We start from the raw sequence: 18,212 nt of genomic DNA, 5'->3' as shown, positions 1-18,212 counted from the left end.
TTTGCACCCATTAAATTCAGGAGTCAAAATGTCAACTTTTCACAGAACGGCCGCATTTCACACCCTTGGCTGCAAATTAAATTTTGCGGAGACATCTACTATTGCCCGTCAATTAACAGATGCAGGTTATGATAAGGTAAGTTTTGATGAAAAAGCGGATATTTATGTCATCAATACATGTTCAGTAACGGAAAACGCAGACCGTGAGTGTAAGCTTCACGTGAAAAGAGCCATGAAAGCCAATCCTGAAGGCTTAGTGGTGATTGTCGGATGTTATGCACAGTTGAAACCTGAAGAGATTTCACAGATCGAAGGGGTTGATTTGGTATTAGGAGCCAAAGAAAAGTTCAATATTTTAAGCTACCTTGACGATTTGGAGAAATCCGAAAGTGAGGGTATCGTTCATTCTTGTGAAATTGAAGAAACCGATTTCTTTATCGGAAGTTACTCCATCGGAGACAGAACCAGAGCTTTTTTGAAAGTTCAGGATGGTTGTGATTATAAATGTACATACTGTACGATTCCCTTGGCTAGAGGGATTTCCCGTTCCGATACCATTGAAAATGTCCTGAAAAATGCCAAAGAAATTGCGGCAAGAGACATCAAAGAAATTGTCTTAACAGGAGTAAACATCGGTGATTATGGAAAAGGTGAGTTTGGAAACAAACGACACGAGCATACTTTTTTAGATTTAATTTCTGAGCTTGATCAGGTTGAAGGCATCGAGAGAATCAGGATTTCATCTATCGAACCAAATCTTTTGAAAGATGAAAGTATCGAATTGGTTTCTAAAAGCAAAAGTTTTGTTCCGCATTTTCATATTCCGTTACAATCGGGAAGTGATGATTTATTGAAAAAAATGAAACGTCGTTATTTAACAAAATTATATAACGACAGAGTTAATAAAATCCGTGAAGTGATGCCTCATGCCGCTATCGGTGTGGATGTGATCGTCGGTTTTCCTGGTGAAACGGAAGAAAGATTCATGGAAACCTATAATTTCCTGAATGAGCTTCCGATTACCTATTTGCACGTTTTCACCTATTCTGAAAGAGAAAATACGGAAGCAGCAGAAATGGACGGTGTAGTACCGATTCCTGAGAGAAAAAAAAGAAACAAAATGCTTAGAATTTTATCTGAAAAGAAAAAGATGGCATTTTACCAAACCCAGCTGGGGAAAACGCTTCCCGTACTTTGGGAACACGAAAATAAAGACGGAAAAATGTTCGGCTTCACAGAAAATTATGTGAGAGTCCAGAAAGATTTTGACCCTGCATCTGTGAACCAGATCGAATTCTTGAATTTAGAAAAAATACTGTCAGATGGCACGGTTTCTGTGCAATCTTCTTACGAAAGTTTTTTAGCAAAAGCATAGGTTCTTTGCAAAAATTCCACTAAATTTAGTTTTAACTTTTTAAATATTTACATTCATGAGAGATAAGTTTTTATCTTGGGGGATTGTATTAGTAATTGCTACCTGGATTGTCGCATTACTGATCAGAGCGCATTATTGGATACCGATTCTGTTGTCCGCTTTCTATGCTTTGGGCGTGTACAACGCCTATCAAACGAAACACGCAATTTTAAGAAACTTTCCTGTAGTTGGCTATTTCAGGTATTTTTTTGAAAGTATTTCACCGGAAATGCAGCAGTATTTCATTGAAAGAGAAACCGACGGAAAACCTTTTCCAAGAAACCAGCGTTCTGCGGTGTACAGACGTGCCAAAAACCTGAGTGATACGGTCGCTTTTGGGACACAATTAGAAGTTAATCATAGAAAATATGAAGGAATTAAACATTCCATTTATGCAAAATCTCCTGCGGAAGAACTTCCGAGAGTTTGGGTAGGAGGGGAACAATGTACTCAGCCTTATCACGCCTCTTTATTTAATATTTCAGCCATGAGTTTTGGATCTTTGAGCGACAGAGCACAGATTTCGTTAAACAGAGGGGCTAAAAAAGGAAATTTTTATCACAATACGGGCGAAGGAGGAATTTCACCTTATCATCTGGAAGGCGGCGATCTTTGCTGGCAGATCGGGACAGGATATTTCGGATGCAGGGACGATGAAGGAAAATTTAATCCCGAATTATTTTCAAAATATTCCAATCTTCCGAATGTGAAGATGATTGAAATTAAATTATCACAAGGGGCAAAACCTGGTCATGGAGGGGTTTTACCGGGAGTGAAAAATACCCCGGAAATTGCAAAGATACGTCACGTCACACCGGGAATGACGATCATTTCTCCGCCATCGCATTCTGCTTTTTCTGATGCACCAGGACTGTTGAGGTTTGTGCAGCAGTTAAGAGAGCTTTCAGGAGGAAAACCGGTCGGATTTAAGCTTTGTATTGGGGATACGAAAGAATTTGAAGACATCTGTGTTCAGATGAATGTATTAAAAATTTATCCTGATTTTATAACTATTGACGGAGCAGAAGGGGGAACAGGAGCGGCGCCACCGGAGTTTTCAGACGGTGTCGGAATGCCTTTGGAACCAGCTTTGATTTTCGTGAACAGAACGCTTAAAAATTATAATTTAAGAGATAAATTAAGAGTCATTGCCAGCGGAAAGGTTCTTACAAGTCTTGATATTTTGCGAGCTGTCGCAATGGGGGCAGATATGTGTAATAATGCGAGAGGATTTATGTTTTCACTGGGCTGTATTCAGGCTTTGAGATGTAATTCCAATAATTGTCCGACAGGTGTTGCTACCCAGGACAAAATGTTAATTAAAGGGCTTGATGTGACAGATAAGGCAGAAAGAGTGTATCATTTTCATAAAAATACACTTCATATGTGTAATGAACTTATTGCAGCAGCCGGGAAAAGCTCTTATGAAGAAGTAGATGCAACAATGTTCATGCGCGGTGACGAATTCGACCATTTGGCAGATCTTTATTTCCCTGATATTTTAGGAAATGTAAAGCAGAAAGCCAGATCTTAATTATCTTAATTTTAAATGTATTAAAACAAAAAAAGCGCTTCAATTTTGAAGCGCTTTATATTTTTTATTCGTCGGCTGTAGGCCTTACATTCGCCTTATAGATTTGGAAATTAAAGATAAAACAGTTGTTTTGAAGAGAAAACCCGGTGTAATTATAGTGTGGGTTTCTTGCGAAAGCAGCTCTAGATGGAACAAGAATTACTCCCTGAAGGTTGTAAGGATCACCATCTGACATATTTTGGAAACCCTTGAAATATTTTAAGCCTTCCTGAAGACCTTCAATTTCATAATAGCTTCTCTGCTTTTGAATATCCGTATTATTTGAATTATTAAGTATAGCATTTTTAACATAATAGAACATCGGATCTGTCACCGGCGAGCCCGAACCATTAATGGTATTTAAAAGCGTTCCGACTGATCCAAAAGCTACATTGCCATCGGTATTCGTTGCCAGGTAATAATTGGCTCTGATCATTGTTTTAACCTGAGTTTTAGCATCCGGTTCTATGGTAACACCCGTTGCCGGCTGTGCCCCGTCTCTTACGATATAAATGACTCCTGAAGGAAGTGTAACAGGATTAAGCTGAGACAATTTTTTGTAGTTGTCATCCACTGTATCCGTCGTGCTAAATGCCTTTATATTTCCTTGGGTATCCAGATAATTTTCATCCATGAATTTCTGGATCGCCTGGTCATCATATGAATTTCTTACTGCTATATCTTCAGGTTCTACAAAAGTTTCCACATCATCATCCTTTTTACAGGCAGAAAAACAAAGAGATCCGGCAAGGATATATAAAAATATTTTTTTCATTTCAAAAACTTTAATTACTTTACAAATAATATAACGACAAAAGTATAAAAAATTATGAGAATAGATAAATTTTTATGGAGTATTCGTTTTTATAAGACGAGAAGCATTGCAACTGAGGAGATTAAGAAAAACAGAGTATCCATAGGAGAGTCTACCGTAAAGTCATCAAAAGAGGTAAGAGAAGGAGATGTTATTAAAATTAGAAAAAATCAGATTGATTATAAAATTAAAGTCATCCAGATCCCGAAAAGCAGAATAGGAGCCAAGCTGGTGCCCCTTCATATAAAGGATGTCACCGATAAAGAACAATACGAATTATTAAAAATGCGCAAAATGTCTCAGGACTATTACAGAATAAAAGGAGAAGGAAGACCCACCAAAAAAGACAGGAGAGATATGGATGAATATGTAGAAAATGATATCGCTTCAGATTTTACCGATTGGGATGATTTTTTTGGTGAAACCGGCGACGATTCTGAAGAAAAAGAAGATTAAAAAGCTCTAGAGATAGAGCTTTTCTATTATTTCATTTACAATATCCTCCGGCTCCCGGTTGTCTGTATTGATGTTGAACTGAGCCTTGCTGTAGAATTCATTTCTTTCAAATAAATGCTTGGCGATGAATTCGGAAAGGTTTTCTTCAGAAATATTGGCGATCAAAGGTCTTTTTTCCTTTTGTTTTGAAAGTCTTTCAGACAATGTATTAATGGAAGCCCTCAAAAAAAAGCTTTTAGAATTGTGGTTGATAATTTCCATATTATTATAATAAACCGGAGTGCCTCCACCCAGACTTAAAACCACGTTTTCCTCTGTTGCCAGAATTTCCTCCAACGCCTCTCTTTCCAGCTTTCTAAAGTAGATCTCGCCCTTTTTCTCGAAGATTTCAGGAATAGTTAATTTATTTCTTCGAGAAATCTCTTTATCGAGGTCAATTAGTTTAAAATCTAATTTTTCGCTTAATATTTTGGAAATGTGAGATTTGCCACTTCCCATGTATCCTACCAGTGAAATTATCATGAATTTTTTTTAAACAAATTTGCAAAAAAGTTTTGAGATAATGAAAAAAGTCCTATCTTTGCACCACTTAAAACAAGGGACATTACTTAAATGAAAACTTGATGAATAAGTGGCCGACTCGGTAGCTCAGCTGGTAGAGCAATACACTTTTAATGTATGGGTCCTGGGTTCGAATCCCAGCCGGGTCACAAGCAATAAATTACTAGAGTTTTGTAATTTAATTGCCTGCGTGGTGAAATTGGTAGACACGCCATCTTGAGGGGGTGGTTTCCTAAGGATGTGCTGGTTCGAGTCCAGTCGCAGGCACACTGCAGAAAAATTGAAATAATTAATATTGAAAAATTAAAATTTAATTTTATATTTATCATTATTAATTGTGGCCGACTCGGTAGCTCAGCTGGTAGAGCAATACACTTTTAATGTATGGGTCCTGGGTTCGAATCCCAGCCGGGTCACAAGTTTACTGAAAAGTAAATTTTTTTCATATTAATATTTTGTGATTTGGTGTTTCAAAGGCTTCCTTCAGGAGGCCTTTGATTTTTTATGTGGTTCCGTATTCTATATTTTTCTTTTATAATTCAATTAGTTTAAAAATGTTCGTTGGAATCCTTCTACTGCTTCGCGCTCAGGATGACACTACGAAAAAATGTGCCTTCTAAGATAAGCGCGTAGTAATAACATATAGTATTAGCGGATGTCATCCTGAGCGCGAAGCAGTCGAAGGGCTATAATTTAAACAACATTAAACTTTTAATTTAAAATAAAAAAAAGCGCCGCTCAAAAGCGACGCCTATTTATTAGTTCTAAAGAATAATTCTTACTATATCAGCTTAGCCTTAGACTAAACCTTAATCTCTATATTTAATCCAAATGCATATTATCAATTAATCTTACTCCATCGACCACCACCACGATAAATGCTCTGAAATTTTTATCTTTATAAAAGAAATCGGTTTCTTTCAGCGTTTCTTCATCGGCAATGAGAAAATATTCCAGCTGCATTCCTTTTTGTTCATCGAAAATATCCTGTACTCTTTCTTTGATCTCGGGGATTGTGATCACTCTGAACCACTCGTTTACTTTTTTTAAAGTTTCGTAAATAACTTTCGAGGCCTCTCTTCGGTCTTCATGAAGCCTTTGGTTTCTTGAGCTTAATGCCAATCCGTTTTCGGCTCTATAAATAGGAACACCTTTTATATTGACCAACAATTTTTTCTTTTCAACCATTTTTTTGATGATGGCCAATTGTTGGAAATCTTTTTCTCCAAAATAAGCATTGTCGGGTTTTACCTGATGAAAAAGTTCTTCCACCACCGTTCCGACACCATCAAAATGTCCCGGTCGCGATTTTCCTTCCATTTCATTTTCCAGACCGTCGAAGTCATAGTGTTGGCTTACAGTCTTTTCGGGATAAATATCCACTACTTCCGGAATATAAACAGCGTCCACCAAATGCGAATTTTCAAGAATTAAAATATCTCTATTGATGTCGCGCGGATATTTTTCGAGATCTTCGGCATTATTAAATTGAGTAGGATTAACAAAAATTGATGAGATTACCAGATCATTTTCTTCACGGGCTTTTTCATACAGCGACAAATGACCTTTATGAAGGGCTCCCATCGTAGGGGCAAAACCTATTTTTTTGCCCATTTCCTTCTGTCTTTCAATGAAATCCTGAAGAACTTTTTTACTTTTTAGAACTTCCATAGTTTATTTTAATAGTAATTCAAAAATACTAAAAATATCATATAATTATTGTACAATATAGACTGGTTTTAATAATTTCAGGGAGGGAATTATCGTAAAAAAATGTTAATTAAAATAATGTTGAATGTTTTTTCGTAATTTTGCACATTAAAGCATTTTTACAAAAATTAGATAGAAGTTTATGCCGAATCAAAAAATACTGTACATTACTACAGAGATGTATCCATATCAGGAAGATACAAATATGGCTGCCGTAGTAAACAAAATGGCACTTAAGATGCACAATGAAGGCAATGATGTAAGAGTTTTTATGCCAAGATTTGGACAAATAAGTGAAAGAAAGTTCCAGCTTCATGAGGTGATCCGCCTTTCCGGAATGAATATTATTATTAATGATCTAGATCAGCCCCTTATTATTAAAGTGGCATCTCTTCCGGGAGAAAGACTTCAGGTTTATTTTATCGATAACGAAGAATACTTCAAAAGAAAACAATATTATTTCGATGATGAAGGAAATCCTTTTGAGGATAACGATGAAAGAGCAATCTTTTTTGCAAGAGGAGTAATCGAGACCATCAAAAAGCTGAACTGGGTTCCGGATGTAATCCATCTAAACGGATGGATGGCTTCTTTTGTTCCTATTTATTTGAAAACTTACTACGAATCTGATACGTATTTCAAAGACGCAAAAATCGTACTTTCTTTATACAATGAGAAAGACGCAGCTTTGGCTTCGAATATCGACGAAAAACTAAAGTTTGATAATATTTCAGGATTAAAAGCGTTAGATAATCCTAGTGTTAAAACTTTTGTAATGGAAAGCATGAACTATGTAGATATGGTAGTAAAAGGAGACGAGTTTCTGGATGAAGACTTAGATAAGGCTTTCAATGAAACGACTACTCCGAAATCAGAATATCTTGATGTAGATTCTATAAATCAACTTTATTAAAAAAAACACAGTTTTAATGATTCATACTATTAAAAAAGCGATCACCGTTTTGTCTCTGGTGGTTTTTGGAAGTGTATTGCTTTATAATTGCGAACCGGATGCAGATTCTTTGGGAGAGCAGTTGTTTTTAGACGGGGCTGCACAAGGTAATGAAAAGTCTTTTGACGTTATTGCGTTTAACATTGATAATAATGATAGTATCAGAAGTGATGCGGGTAAATTGGGTTCTGCAGTACTTGGTGCTTTCAACGAGCCTCAGTTTGGTAAACAAAAAGCTTCATATCTTACTCAATTAAGATTATCGACTTACGATCCGGATTTCGGAACGAATGCCGTGGTTGACTCGGTGGTATTGGTGATGAAACCGATTTATGCTACTGATTCTGTGACTACAACGACAGATGAAAGCTTCGTTTACGCCGGTGTTGACGGAAATGTAGATGCTAAAAAAGTAGTGAATACGTATCCTGTAAGCAAATATGGGAAGACAAAAATAAATGGGAAAACGACTTTTAACATTAAAGTTTTTGAGGTTACCGATTTCTTAAAGTCTGCCAGTGATACTGTAAAGTCTAATCAACAATTTGCTTATAACCCAACAGCTTTAGGTGCGAAAGAATTTAAAGGAGATGTAAGCTCTGTTACCATTACAAAAGATTCTGATGGCAGTTCTCTGTTTACAACAACTACTCCGGGAATCAGAATTAAACTTGATAAAGACTTCTTCCAAACTAAGATCATTGCTAAAAAAGATCAGCCTGAGCTTCAGGATGCGTCTAATTTTATCAGATATTTCAGAGGTCTTAGGATAGCAGTGGATGAGAATGACGGATATTTATTCCAGTTCTCTCCGAATGACATGGAAATGATCATGTATTATAAATATGATAAGACAGATAATGGCACAACGACGAGACCACAGACGACTTATACATTCGCTCTGGGTTCCGGAAATGCACATATCGGTCAGTACGAATATGATAGGGATGGATCTACGTTAAAGAATACAGTGATAGGAAATAGAACTACTGGAGATCAGAAATTATTTGCACAAGGGATGGGAGGACCTTCAATTGGAGTTATAATTCCTAAGGAAAAAATAGATTCACTGAAACTATTTTATAACAATAATAAAGCAGCCATCATAGGTGCGAGAATCAGAATTTATACTGATAAGAATTCTTGGGACAATAGTTATATAAAACCTACAGCATTTACTTTCTTACAAAAATATAAAGGAAAATACAAACCTGATGGTTCATTAGCTGATCCTAATAAAACAGTAACAAACTTTACAGATGATTTACTAAATTTATCGGGTCTTGCAGGGTATACAATTTATAAATCTTATGATTTAGATAAAAATCCGGCATATTACGAGTTTGTTGTTACAAAATCTGTAAAAGATCTTGTAGAAAAGAACGATTCAGATTCTTATTCAACTGGAAGTTATGATCCTATTAAAAGAAATACATTATATTTCAGAATAGACATGGGATCTTTCTTGTCTAATTCTGCAGGAACAGGATTGGCAGGATATCAATATACATCCAGAGCATTTAATACAAACAGAGCAGTATTTGTAGGATCAGATCCAAGTAATGCAAACAGAGTACAGCTGAAAGTAATTTACGGTACAAAATAACACTTAGAACACTTAAACACTTGATATAATTATGTGCGGAATCGTTGGATATACGGGTTTTCAGGACGCTTACGATATAGTAATTAATGGTCTTAGAAGGCTGGAATACAGAGGGTACGACAGTGCCGGAATTGTTTTGGAAGACACAAACAATACATTTGAAGTTGAAAAAACCAAGGGTAAAGTAGATGATTTGGTTAATATTTCCGGACAATTAAGAGGAAAGGCTAAAATCGGAATGGGACACACTCGTTGGGCGACTCACGGAGTTCCGAGTGACAGAAATTCTCACCCGCATTTGTCTAATAATAATAAGATCGCCATCATTCATAATGGTATCATTGAAAATTATGATACGATTAAAACAATGCTTAGCGAAAAAGGATTTACCTTTAAATCTGAAACCGATACGGAAGTTTTAGTAAATCTTATCCAGTATTTTATGGATTTGAATGCTGAAACGGATTTCCCTACAGCGGTAAGATATGCTCTTAATGAAGTTTATGGAGCTTATGCCATTACAGTAATGCATGAGGATTATCCGGGAGTATTGGTAGTAGGAAGATTAGGTTCTCCTTTAGCAATCGGAATTGGTGATAAAGAATATTTCATCGCTTCAGATGCTTCTCCTTTTGTAGAGTTTACGAAAGAAGCAATCTATCTTGAAGAAGGTCATATGGCTACTATTTCATTAGAAAATGGAGTAGACATCAGAACCATTAATGATAATTCTAAAATAGAAGCAGAAATTCAGGAGCTTAAATTAAGCTTAGAGCAGATTGAAAAAGGAGGGTATGAGCATTTCATGCTTAAAGAAATCTTCGAACAGCCAAAATCTGTTCACGATACGATGAGAGGAAGGCTTCTTGTTGACGAAGGCGTTATCAAAATGGCAGGAATCTGGGATCATATCGAAAGATTCAAGAATGCAAACAGAATTATCATTATTGCGTGTGGAACTTCGTGGCATGCAGGTCTTATCGGGGAGTATCTTATTGAAGAATATGCAAGAATTCCTGTAGAAGTAGAATATGCTTCGGAATTCAGATACAGAAACCCGATTATCACAGATAAAGATGTTGTGATTGCAATCTCCCAATCCGGAGAGACTGCAGATACAATGGCAGCATTGAAATTAGCAAAAGAAAAAGGCGCATTTATATATGGTATTTGTAACGTCGTAGATTCTTCAATCGCAAGAATTACGGATGCAGGATCGTATACTCACGCAGGCCCAGAAATTGGGGTAGCTTCTACAAAAGCATTTACTGCGCAGCTTACGATTCTTACTTTAATTGCGTTTAAATTAGGTAAACATAACGGGAATTTAGGAAATGCAGAATTCATGAGCTTAATTGCTGAGCTGGATGCTATTCCTAAAAAAATCGAAGATGTTTTAGCCACTACGCACGATTTGGTGCAAAATATTGCAAAAGATTTTGTACATGCGACAAATTTCCTATATTTAGGAAGAGGATATAACTATCCTGCAGCACTGGAAGGTGCGTTGAAATTGAAAGAAATCTCTTATATTCATGCTGAAGGATACCCTGCTGCAGAGATGAAGCACGGTCCGATTGCATTAATTGACGAAAATATGCCGATTGTTATCATTGCTCCTAAAAAAGGACACTATGATAAAATTGTAAGCAACGTTCAGGAAATTAAAGCAAGAAAAGGAAAAGTAATTGCTGTTGTAAATAATGGAGACACACAGGTAAGAGAGATGGCAGACTATGTTATCGAGATTCCTGAGACGGCAGAATGTTTCTCGCCGATCGTTGCATCAGTGCCTTTACAGCTTTTAGCATACTATATTGCTGTGTACAGAGGTGCCAATGTAGACCAACCGAGAAACCTAGCAAAGTCGGTAACTGTAGAATAAAAAATTTGTTGTAAATAAAATAAATTTAGATTTCTTCCGTTATTTCAAAAAAAATCTTAAAAGTTTCTTAAAAAAATTATATATTTACGGCTTAATTATAAAAATTAACATGAAAAGGATATTTCTTTTATTATTGTCTGCGTCGGTAGCGTCGGTATCTTGTTCAGGTGGTGGTACTTCTTCTGTAGGGAAGCCAGGAACAAAAGGAGAGTTGATACCAAGAGAAAAAACTAAATCATTTGTTGCTGAAAGACCATACGGAATGGTAGCCATTCCTGCCGGATCATTCGTAGCAGGTCTTGCTGATCAGGATCCTACAAACAGCCCTGAAAAAGCAAACCTTAAAACAGTTACTGTTTCTTCTTTCTTCATGGATGAAGCAGAAACTACTAATGCAGAATACAGGGTATTCATTAATTACGTAAGAGATTCTATTGCTAGAACTTTACTTGCTGAAGCTGCCGGAGAAGGTGGTGAAGGTAAAGGTAAAGGTCAAAGCATCGGAGATTACGCATACCTTGCTCAAAAGGAAGAAAATTTAACACCATATCAAGAATATCTAGAAGGACAGGGAGGTAGAGAAGATGATAGCTATGATCCTACAAAAAAATTGGATTGGAAAGTTCCATTGAACTGGAATACATCCAAATATCCTGATGTAGAATACGCTGAAGTTTTAGAATCAATGTATTTACCTGCTTCTTCAAGAATTTCTAATGAAAGGATCCTTGACGTTAGTAAACTTAAATACACTTACAGATGGGGAGACATGGATGTTGCTTTAGCTGAAAAAGAAAGAGGTGTAAACTACCTTAGAAGTGAAAGCATCGCTGTGTATCCGGATACAACTGTTTGGGTAAAAGATTTCCACTTTGCTTATAACGAGCCTTTGTTCGAACAATATTTCTGGCACAAAGCCTATAAAGATTATCCTGTTGTTGGGGTAACTTGGGATCAGGCTAGAGCTTACTGTAACTTCAGATCAAAATTAAAGTCTGATTACAACGAAAGCTTGAAGAGAAGAAAACAAAGACCATTGAAATTCAGACTTCCTACGGAAATCGAATGGGAATATGCTGCAAGAGGAGGAATGGAAAATGCTACTTATCCTTGGGGTGGTCCTTACCTAATGGACGACAGAGGTTGCTACCTGGCAAACTTCAAACCTAAGAGAGGTAATTATATGGAAGACGATAAGAAAGGTACTTATACATATACAGCTCCAGTAAAGAAATTTAAGAAGAATGGATTTGGGTTATTTGACATGGCTGGAAACGTTTCTGAATGGACAGAATCTGGATATAATAACTCTACTTACGGATTTGCTTCTACGCTAAACCCTACTATTAAAGATAAAACTGATACTAGAAAATCTGTAAGAGGAGGTTCTTGGAAAGATGTAGGTTATATGTTAATGACAGGAGCAAGAGATTGGGAGAGAAAAGATTCAGCTAGAAGCTATATCGGATTCAGAACTGTACAAGATATCCCTGAAGCTGCTGTTAAAGCGAAAAGAGTTAACAGATAATTCAATCGAACTATTATTTTTCAATAACAATTTATTTAACATTAAAAAAAACTAACTTATATGTTTAAGACTAAAGATGCTTGGATGAATTTCTTCTATTCATTCGGTGCTGCAATTGTAATTCTTGGAGCTTGGCTTAAAATTACTCACATTAACATCGGACCTATTACTGGTAACGTTGCCCTTACAGTGGGACTTATCACAGAAGCGATCATCTTCATCATTTTCGCTTTCGACCCGCCAAAAACAGAAGAATCTTATGCTTGGGAAAATGTATATCCGGAATTGTTAGACAAACATGCTAATCCAAACCCTTTACATTCTAACGTTTCTTCTAAAAATAATATTGATCATTTTGCAGAACTTGAAAACTCTCTTTCAGGTAAATTAGATAAAATGCTTCAGGATGCCAAACTAGACGTTCAGTTATTCGAAAGACTAAGAACTGGTATTGATAAATTCTCCAGCTCTGTTGATCAAATCAACCAAACTGTTGACGTTTCAGCTTCTACTCATAAATATAATGATCAGCTAAACAAAGCTGCTCAGCACATGGAAAGCATGAACGCGCTTTATGCGATGCAATTAGAAAACGGACAAAGACAGTCTGATTTTGCTAAGAAATACGTTGAAGATATGCAAAAATCTGTTGAACATTCTGAAAAATTCAATCAAGAATTACAAGGTTTAACATCAAACTTAAACAACTTAAACAGAGTTTATGGTGGTATGTTGACTGCTATGAAGTCTTAATTTCCTAACCATTTCTAAATTTAACTACTTAATCAAAAAACAAAGAAAAGAGAATGGCACAAGGAAAACAGACCCCTCGTCAGAAGATGATCAACCTGATGTATTTGGTGTTCATCGCTATGATGGCTCTAAATATTGATGCGGAAATCATCAGATCATATTATGATTCTACAATTGCATTAAAAGAGACTCGATTATTGACTGAAAGAAAAAATGAAGACATTTTCGAGAAAACTCTTGAAGCTAAAGCTCAGCAGGTACCAGATACCTATGCTCAGCCTTGGGCTCAGTACAAGCAATTAAAAGAGAAGATCAATGCGTTGGTTTCACACGCAGATCAGATCAAAGATAAACTAAAAAAGGAATCTGAATTTGTAGAAAAAGATCCTAAAACAGGAAAGCTGATTGATGTAAGTGAGAATTTCTCTGCACTGAACAACAACGAAGCGACTACAAAATATTTCTTTAGAGACGGAGACGAAAATTCTGCATCTAAAGGAGCTACAGATTTAAAAGCTAAAATTGATGATGTAAGAAACTTTATCAACGCTACTTTTGGGAACAATCCTCAATTGAAAGATTTAGTTGACAGAGCAAACAAATCATTAATTGCTGAATATGCAAAAGGACAATCTCCTAACAATAAGACTTGGTTGCAGAATAAATTCTATCACCAGCCTCTAATTGCGGCATTGTCTAATCTTGAGATTATTCAGAATGATGCAAGAAATGTACAATCTGATGCATTGGCATTATTGTTACAGGAAAAAGTTGATGCTAGTATCAAGTTCTCAAGCTATGAAGCAATCGTATCTGCTCCTGTGGATGTAGTTGCCGGTAAGCCTGCAGAAGCTGTAGTAATGCTAGGAAATTACTCAAACAGTAACAAAATTGTAATGTCAGGTGTAAGCAGACAGGAGAATGGTAAAGGTTATGCTACCCTTAATACAAGTGGAATCGGAGAGCACGTATTCAGTGGAAATATTACATTGACTGATGCTACCGGAAAAGCACAAAACTTCCCGTTCACGCATACATATAATGTAATTGCAGGTCCGCAAGAAGTAAAACTTCAAAAAGGATTATTACTTTCTGCTGATAAGATGAATGTAATGTATAGAGGTCTTGATAACCCTGTTACAGGTTCTATCTTAGGTGCCGATAACGCGAAACTTTCATTATCTGCTCCGGGAGCAACTGTGAAGAGCACTGGTCCTGGTAAGTGGGATGTAAGACCGGGTTCAGGAAACATCTTGAAGATTACTTTATCAGGAACAGACCCTTACGGAAAATCTTTATCTCAGGTATTTGAGTATAGAATTAAAAATGTACCTCCGCCACAAGGTCAGATCAGAGGTAAAAATATGTTGACATTACCAGCTACGTCTGTGGAAAACCAGTCTTTACAGGCAGTTATTCCGGATTTCGATTTCCCTGTGTCTTTCCAAGTGACTTCGTTCATGGTAAGAGTACCGGGAAGAGCATCAATGCAAGTTCAGGGTAACTCATTACAAAGTGTATCCGGAATGTTTAGAAATTTAAGACCTGGAGATGGGGTTTATATATTTGATATCAAAGCGACTGCCACTGGATTAGGAAGTATGCAAGTTCCAAATATTTCACCTGTATTAATTAATATTCAATAAAAAATATTATGAAAAAATATATTAGCAGTTTTTTAGTTTTAGTTTCGGGATTCATGTTTTCTCAAACTATCCTAAACGCTTCTTCTCCAGAAGAGTTTAGACAAATGAGAGCTGAGAACAAAATGAAAGTAGGAGACACGATTATCGACAAGAAAGTTAAGCCACTTGAATATGGTTTTGTTGATGAGAAAGATATTCTGAAAAGCATGTTTGTTTGGGAAGTTATTGATATGAACGACAAAATCAATCAGCCTTTCTATTATAATAATCCTGACGGACTTTTGTCTACACAGACAAAATCATTATACAAACTTTTACTTGATGGAGCTTTAAGCGGCGAAATTAAAGAAGTTTATGACGATGAAAACTTCGTTCAAAGACTTACTCCTGAGCAAATCAAGAGTAGATTGGTAGACGTAAGAGTTGATGACGAAGCTATTAACATCCTTAACAGTGGACGTCAATTAACAGATCAGGAGAAAAAAGAGCTTACCGACGTTTATGAAACAACTACTGAAAAAGTAAAAGTTTTAAAAATCTTCGGTATGTGGTTCATCGATAAGAGAGACGGACAAATGAAGTACAGACCTCTAGGTATTGCTGCAATGGGACCGGATCCTAAATTGATCGGTAGAACAACACCGGACGGACAGCCTCTACCGGGAGCTAATGATTTGATCGATCTTTTCTGGGTATATTATCCGAATGCGAGAGATATTTTAGCTAATAACTACGTATTCAACAGAAAAAATTCATCTGCAGATTTATCTTTTGATGATTTGATCAATGCTAGAAGATTCTCTACGGTAATTTTCAAATCTTCAACAGGTTTAGGTGATGGAATCATCAAAGATTACATTCCTAGAGATGCTGATGAGCAGATCGAGGAGAGCGACAGAATCAAAGCTCAAATCCTTCAAATGGAAAATGATATGTGGAATTACTAAATTTCACTTGATAGTTATACAAAACCTGAGTATTTTTACTCAGGTTTTTTTATTATGGAAAATGTAGATTATATTATCGTAGGAGATGGATATGCAGGATTATTTTTTGCCCATCAGCTGATTAAGAATAACAAATCATTTGTAATCTTTTCAGAAGGCAGGAAAAGCGCGTCCCAGGTTTCCGCAGGAATTATCAATCCGGTGGTGCTGAAAAAGTTTACAACTTTCTGGAAAGCTCAGGAACAGATTGATTTTCTTAAAACATCTCTGAAAGAAATAGAATCTTATACAGGGAAGAATTATTTAATAGAATCTCCTATTCACAGGATTTTTCATGATGAGAATGAGCAGAAGCTTTGGCTTAAAAAATCGGAAAATGAAGAGCTCGTAAATTTTTTAGACAAAAATTTTGGTCATTTAAACGTAGTAAAAAACGATTTTAATTCAGGAAAGGTGAATCAGTCTGCCAGATTGGATGTTAATGGATTTTTTACCGGTTTATTTAGTTTTTTAAATGAAAGAGAGCAATTTATTAACGAGAAATTCGATTATACCCAACTTAATGCATCGGATTCCACATACAGGAATTTTAATTTTAAAAATATTCTGTTTTGTGAGGGAATGGGAGTAAAAGATAATCCCTATTTTTCAAACGTTCTGGTAAATCCGAATAAAGGACATCAGATTAAAGTAAAACTTTCTCAGCCGATTCCTGAAAATATTACCATTAAAAAGAAACATTTTTTATTTCCTATCAATGATGGACTGTATTTCTATGGCGGAACTTACGATAGGGAACAACTGCATCACCACATTGATGAAACTGCGGTAGAACAGCTTATAAAAGGTTTGTCGGAGTTTTATCCTTACGATTTTGAAGTTGAAGAAGTGAATTTTGGTTTCCGGCCAACAGTGAAGGACAGAAGACCGATCATAGGAAGACATCCTGAACATCCGAATTTATATGTTTTCAACGGACTCGGAGCAAGGGGAATTCTGAACGGGTGCTATTTTTCTAAAAGTCTTTATGATTTTATCGAAGAGAATATTCCTTTGCATGAGGAGGTTTCTTTGGCGAGGTTTGAATAAAAATTAAAACTCAAAACCATAAAATATAATTTTAAAACCTGAAAATCCTATCCGGAATGGCAAAAAAGCAATATCTATAACACTGTCATGCTGAGTGCGAAGCAGACGAAGCATCTCATTGATAGTCTGCTATATTTATGTATCTAAACAAAAAAAACCAAAGACTAATAAGAATTAATCTTTGGCTAAAAACACTAGAGAAAAAACAACAATTGTTTTATGGTGAGTGAATGGTGTTTCGTAAAAATAAAATAATAAAAAGCTGTAAGAGACTGGAAATTTTTGACTTATTATCACTAAAAATGAAGAAAAATTTTTTACATCAATAATTCTATTTTTTTAATGGATAATTTCAAAAATGCATATTTAACATTTTTTATTAATTCCAGTTAAGTTTTTCAACAAATAATGTTGCTGATGATATAACCCCAGGAACTCCATCTGAAGCCATAATATTTCCATTGATATTTGAAGTAATTCTATAAATTTCTTTAGAATTATGTAATGTAATAATAGTTTCTGTAGTATCTCTAGCAGAAGGCATGACATAGTTTTCAGAACCTCCGGGTACTCTATTCCACGAGGTTGTCGACGAGATTGAAAGTTGCCCCCACTGCTCTATCATAGAACTTAAACTCCCTCTTTTTCTGTACCAAACAGTGGTATGATTAGGTGTATTAACACCATATTCTATAAATCCATTACTGGTAGGGCTGGTAGCATTAAATCTCACTCTAAGATTACCAATTGATACTTGTGAACTAGTAGGTGTAGAGCTGTCTATGGGACTACTAAAACTTCTGGCATATTGTATAACTCTAATATCGTCATTATTAAGTATGGCATCTGCCGGTACCTGTTTAGCAACTCCATCACTTCCAAGAACCATTATTTTATCAGTAGAATTCATTGCATTTGAAGCAGGAACACTTCTTAGCCTAACATTACCATTGACATCTAAGTTGGTCGTTGGAGAAGTTGTTCCAATTCCCACTCTGTTGTTTGCCGCATCAACAGAAAAGGTATTACCATCTACCGAAAAATGGTTTGTCCCGGTTGTTGCTGTACTTGTAAAAGCTAATGTATTGGCACCCTGTGTTACAGTACGGTTTCCTGTAAGAGTTCCGTTGTTTGTATAAATGCTTGTATCTGTCGTTGCTGGAAGATCCTTCCATGTTGCTACACCATTGGCATCTGATGTTAATACTTTATTATTTCCTTGTGTACCGTCTGTAATTTTTACTGACCCTGCTATATCTAATTTAGTTGTAGGATTTG

General features: G+C 36.0%; 14 protein-coding genes, 3 tRNA genes and 1 pseudogene. 14 read left to right on the top strand and 4 right to left on the bottom strand.

Annotation, left to right across the window (positions count from 1 at the left end; translation table 11 throughout):
• Positions 1-28: 28 nt before the first annotated feature.
• Complete coding sequence (gene mtaB, locus BMX24_RS19480) at positions 29-1,375, top strand: tRNA (N(6)-L-threonylcarbamoyladenosine(37)-C(2))-methylthiotransferase MtaB (protein ID WP_089795846.1); 1,347 nt, start codon at positions 29-31, stop codon at positions 1,373-1,375.
• A 55-nt stretch (positions 1,376-1,430) separates the two neighbouring features.
• Positions 1,431-2,948, top strand: a complete 1,518-nt coding sequence (locus tag BMX24_RS19475; RefSeq protein WP_089795844.1) for an FMN-binding glutamate synthase family protein — start codon at positions 1,431-1,433, stop codon at positions 2,946-2,948.
• Positions 2,949-3,012: 64 nt separating this feature from the next.
• Here the strand turns inward: BMX24_RS19475 and BMX24_RS19470 are convergent, their stop codons facing one another.
• Positions 3,013-3,762 carry a hypothetical protein gene (locus BMX24_RS19470; RefSeq protein ID WP_089795842.1) on the bottom strand — a complete coding sequence of 250 codons (750 nt, stop codon included), beginning with the start codon at positions 3,760-3,762 and terminating at the stop codon, positions 3,013-3,015.
• Positions 3,763-3,816: 54 nt separating this feature from the next.
• On the opposite strand from BMX24_RS19470, the gene BMX24_RS19465 reads away from it, so the two are divergent.
• A complete protein-coding gene (locus tag BMX24_RS19465; RefSeq protein ID WP_089795840.1) occupies positions 3,817-4,257 on the top strand; it encodes an RNA-binding S4 domain-containing protein in 441 nt (146 codons plus the stop codon).
• A gap of 6 nt (positions 4,258-4,263) precedes the next feature.
• Here BMX24_RS19465 and BMX24_RS19460 read toward each other — a convergent pair whose 3' ends face one another.
• Positions 4,264-4,779, bottom strand: a complete 516-nt coding sequence (locus BMX24_RS19460; RefSeq protein WP_089795838.1) for a shikimate kinase — start codon at positions 4,777-4,779, stop codon at positions 4,264-4,266.
• A gap of 115 nt (positions 4,780-4,894) precedes the next feature.
• Between BMX24_RS19460 and BMX24_RS19455 the strand changes: the two genes are divergently transcribed.
• The 3 genes from BMX24_RS19455 to BMX24_RS19445 all read left to right on the top strand — a co-directional run bounded on the left by BMX24_RS19455 (position 4,895) and on the right by BMX24_RS19445 (position 5,234).
• Positions 4,895-4,967, top strand: a tRNA-Lys gene (locus BMX24_RS19455).
• Between the two features lie 35 nt (positions 4,968-5,002).
• Positions 5,003-5,085 (top strand) — tRNA-Leu (locus BMX24_RS19450).
• A gap of 76 nt (positions 5,086-5,161) precedes the next feature.
• Positions 5,162-5,234 (top strand) — tRNA-Lys (locus BMX24_RS19445).
• A 406-nt stretch (positions 5,235-5,640) separates the two neighbouring features.
• On the opposite strand, the gene panC is transcribed toward BMX24_RS19445, so the two are convergent.
• A complete protein-coding gene (gene panC, locus BMX24_RS19440) occupies positions 5,641-6,489 on the bottom strand; it encodes a pantoate--beta-alanine ligase (RefSeq protein ID WP_089795836.1) in 849 nt (282 codons plus the stop codon).
• A gap of 181 nt (positions 6,490-6,670) precedes the next feature.
• Here panC and BMX24_RS19435 point away from each other — a divergent pair, with 181 nt between their 5' ends.
• From BMX24_RS19435 to BMX24_RS19400, 8 genes are all read left to right on the top strand, one after another.
• On the top strand, positions 6,671-7,441 hold the full coding sequence (locus tag BMX24_RS19435; RefSeq protein ID WP_089795834.1) for a glycogen/starch synthase: 771 nt from the start codon (positions 6,671-6,673) through the stop codon (positions 7,439-7,441).
• 16 nt (positions 7,442-7,457) lie between these two features.
• Positions 7,458-9,086: a DUF4270 family protein gene (locus BMX24_RS19430; protein ID WP_089795832.1), complete on the top strand. Its 1,629-nt coding sequence runs from the start codon at positions 7,458-7,460 to the stop codon at positions 9,084-9,086.
• Positions 9,087-9,117: 31 nt separating this feature from the next.
• The gene (gene glmS / locus BMX24_RS19425) at positions 9,118-10,971 is read left to right on the top strand and encodes a glutamine--fructose-6-phosphate transaminase (isomerizing) (protein ID WP_089795829.1); all 1,854 of its coding nucleotides are present in this window, start codon (positions 9,118-9,120) and stop codon (positions 10,969-10,971) included.
• Between the two features lie 109 nt (positions 10,972-11,080).
• Positions 11,081-12,499, top strand: a complete 1,419-nt coding sequence (gene porK / locus BMX24_RS19420; RefSeq protein WP_089795827.1) for a T9SS ring complex lipoprotein PorK/GldK — start codon at positions 11,081-11,083, stop codon at positions 12,497-12,499.
• A 60-nt stretch (positions 12,500-12,559) separates the two neighbouring features.
• Positions 12,560-13,252 (top strand): type IX secretion system motor protein PorL/GldL, encoded by a 693-nt coding sequence (porL, locus tag BMX24_RS19415; protein WP_089795826.1) that lies wholly within the window; start codon positions 12,560-12,562, stop codon positions 13,250-13,252.
• 53 nt (positions 13,253-13,305) lie between these two features.
• Entirely contained in the window at positions 13,306-14,898 is a 1,593-nt protein-coding gene (gene porM / locus BMX24_RS19410) for a type IX secretion system motor protein PorM/GldM (protein ID WP_089795825.1), read from the top strand.
• An 8-nt stretch (positions 14,899-14,906) separates the two neighbouring features.
• The gene (porN, locus tag BMX24_RS19405) at positions 14,907-15,845 is read left to right on the top strand and encodes a type IX secretion system ring subunit PorN/GldN (RefSeq protein ID WP_089795823.1); all 939 of its coding nucleotides are present in this window, start codon (positions 14,907-14,909) and stop codon (positions 15,843-15,845) included.
• Between the two features lie 54 nt (positions 15,846-15,899).
• Positions 15,900-16,934: an NAD(P)/FAD-dependent oxidoreductase gene (locus BMX24_RS19400; RefSeq protein ID WP_089795821.1), complete on the top strand. Its 1,035-nt coding sequence runs from the start codon at positions 15,900-15,902 to the stop codon at positions 16,932-16,934.
• Between the two features lie 379 nt (positions 16,935-17,313).
• Here the strand turns inward: BMX24_RS19400 and BMX24_RS19395 are convergent.
• A pseudogene (locus BMX24_RS19395) lies at positions 17,314-18,212 on the bottom strand (hypothetical protein); the annotation flags it as partial.

Origin of the sequence: Chryseobacterium wanjuense (assembly GCF_900111495.1) — a bacterium.
In the GTDB taxonomy this organism is placed as follows: Bacteria; Bacteroidota; Bacteroidia; order Flavobacteriales; family Weeksellaceae; genus Chryseobacterium; species Chryseobacterium wanjuense.
This window is presented reverse-complemented; position numbering and strand designations above follow the sequence as displayed.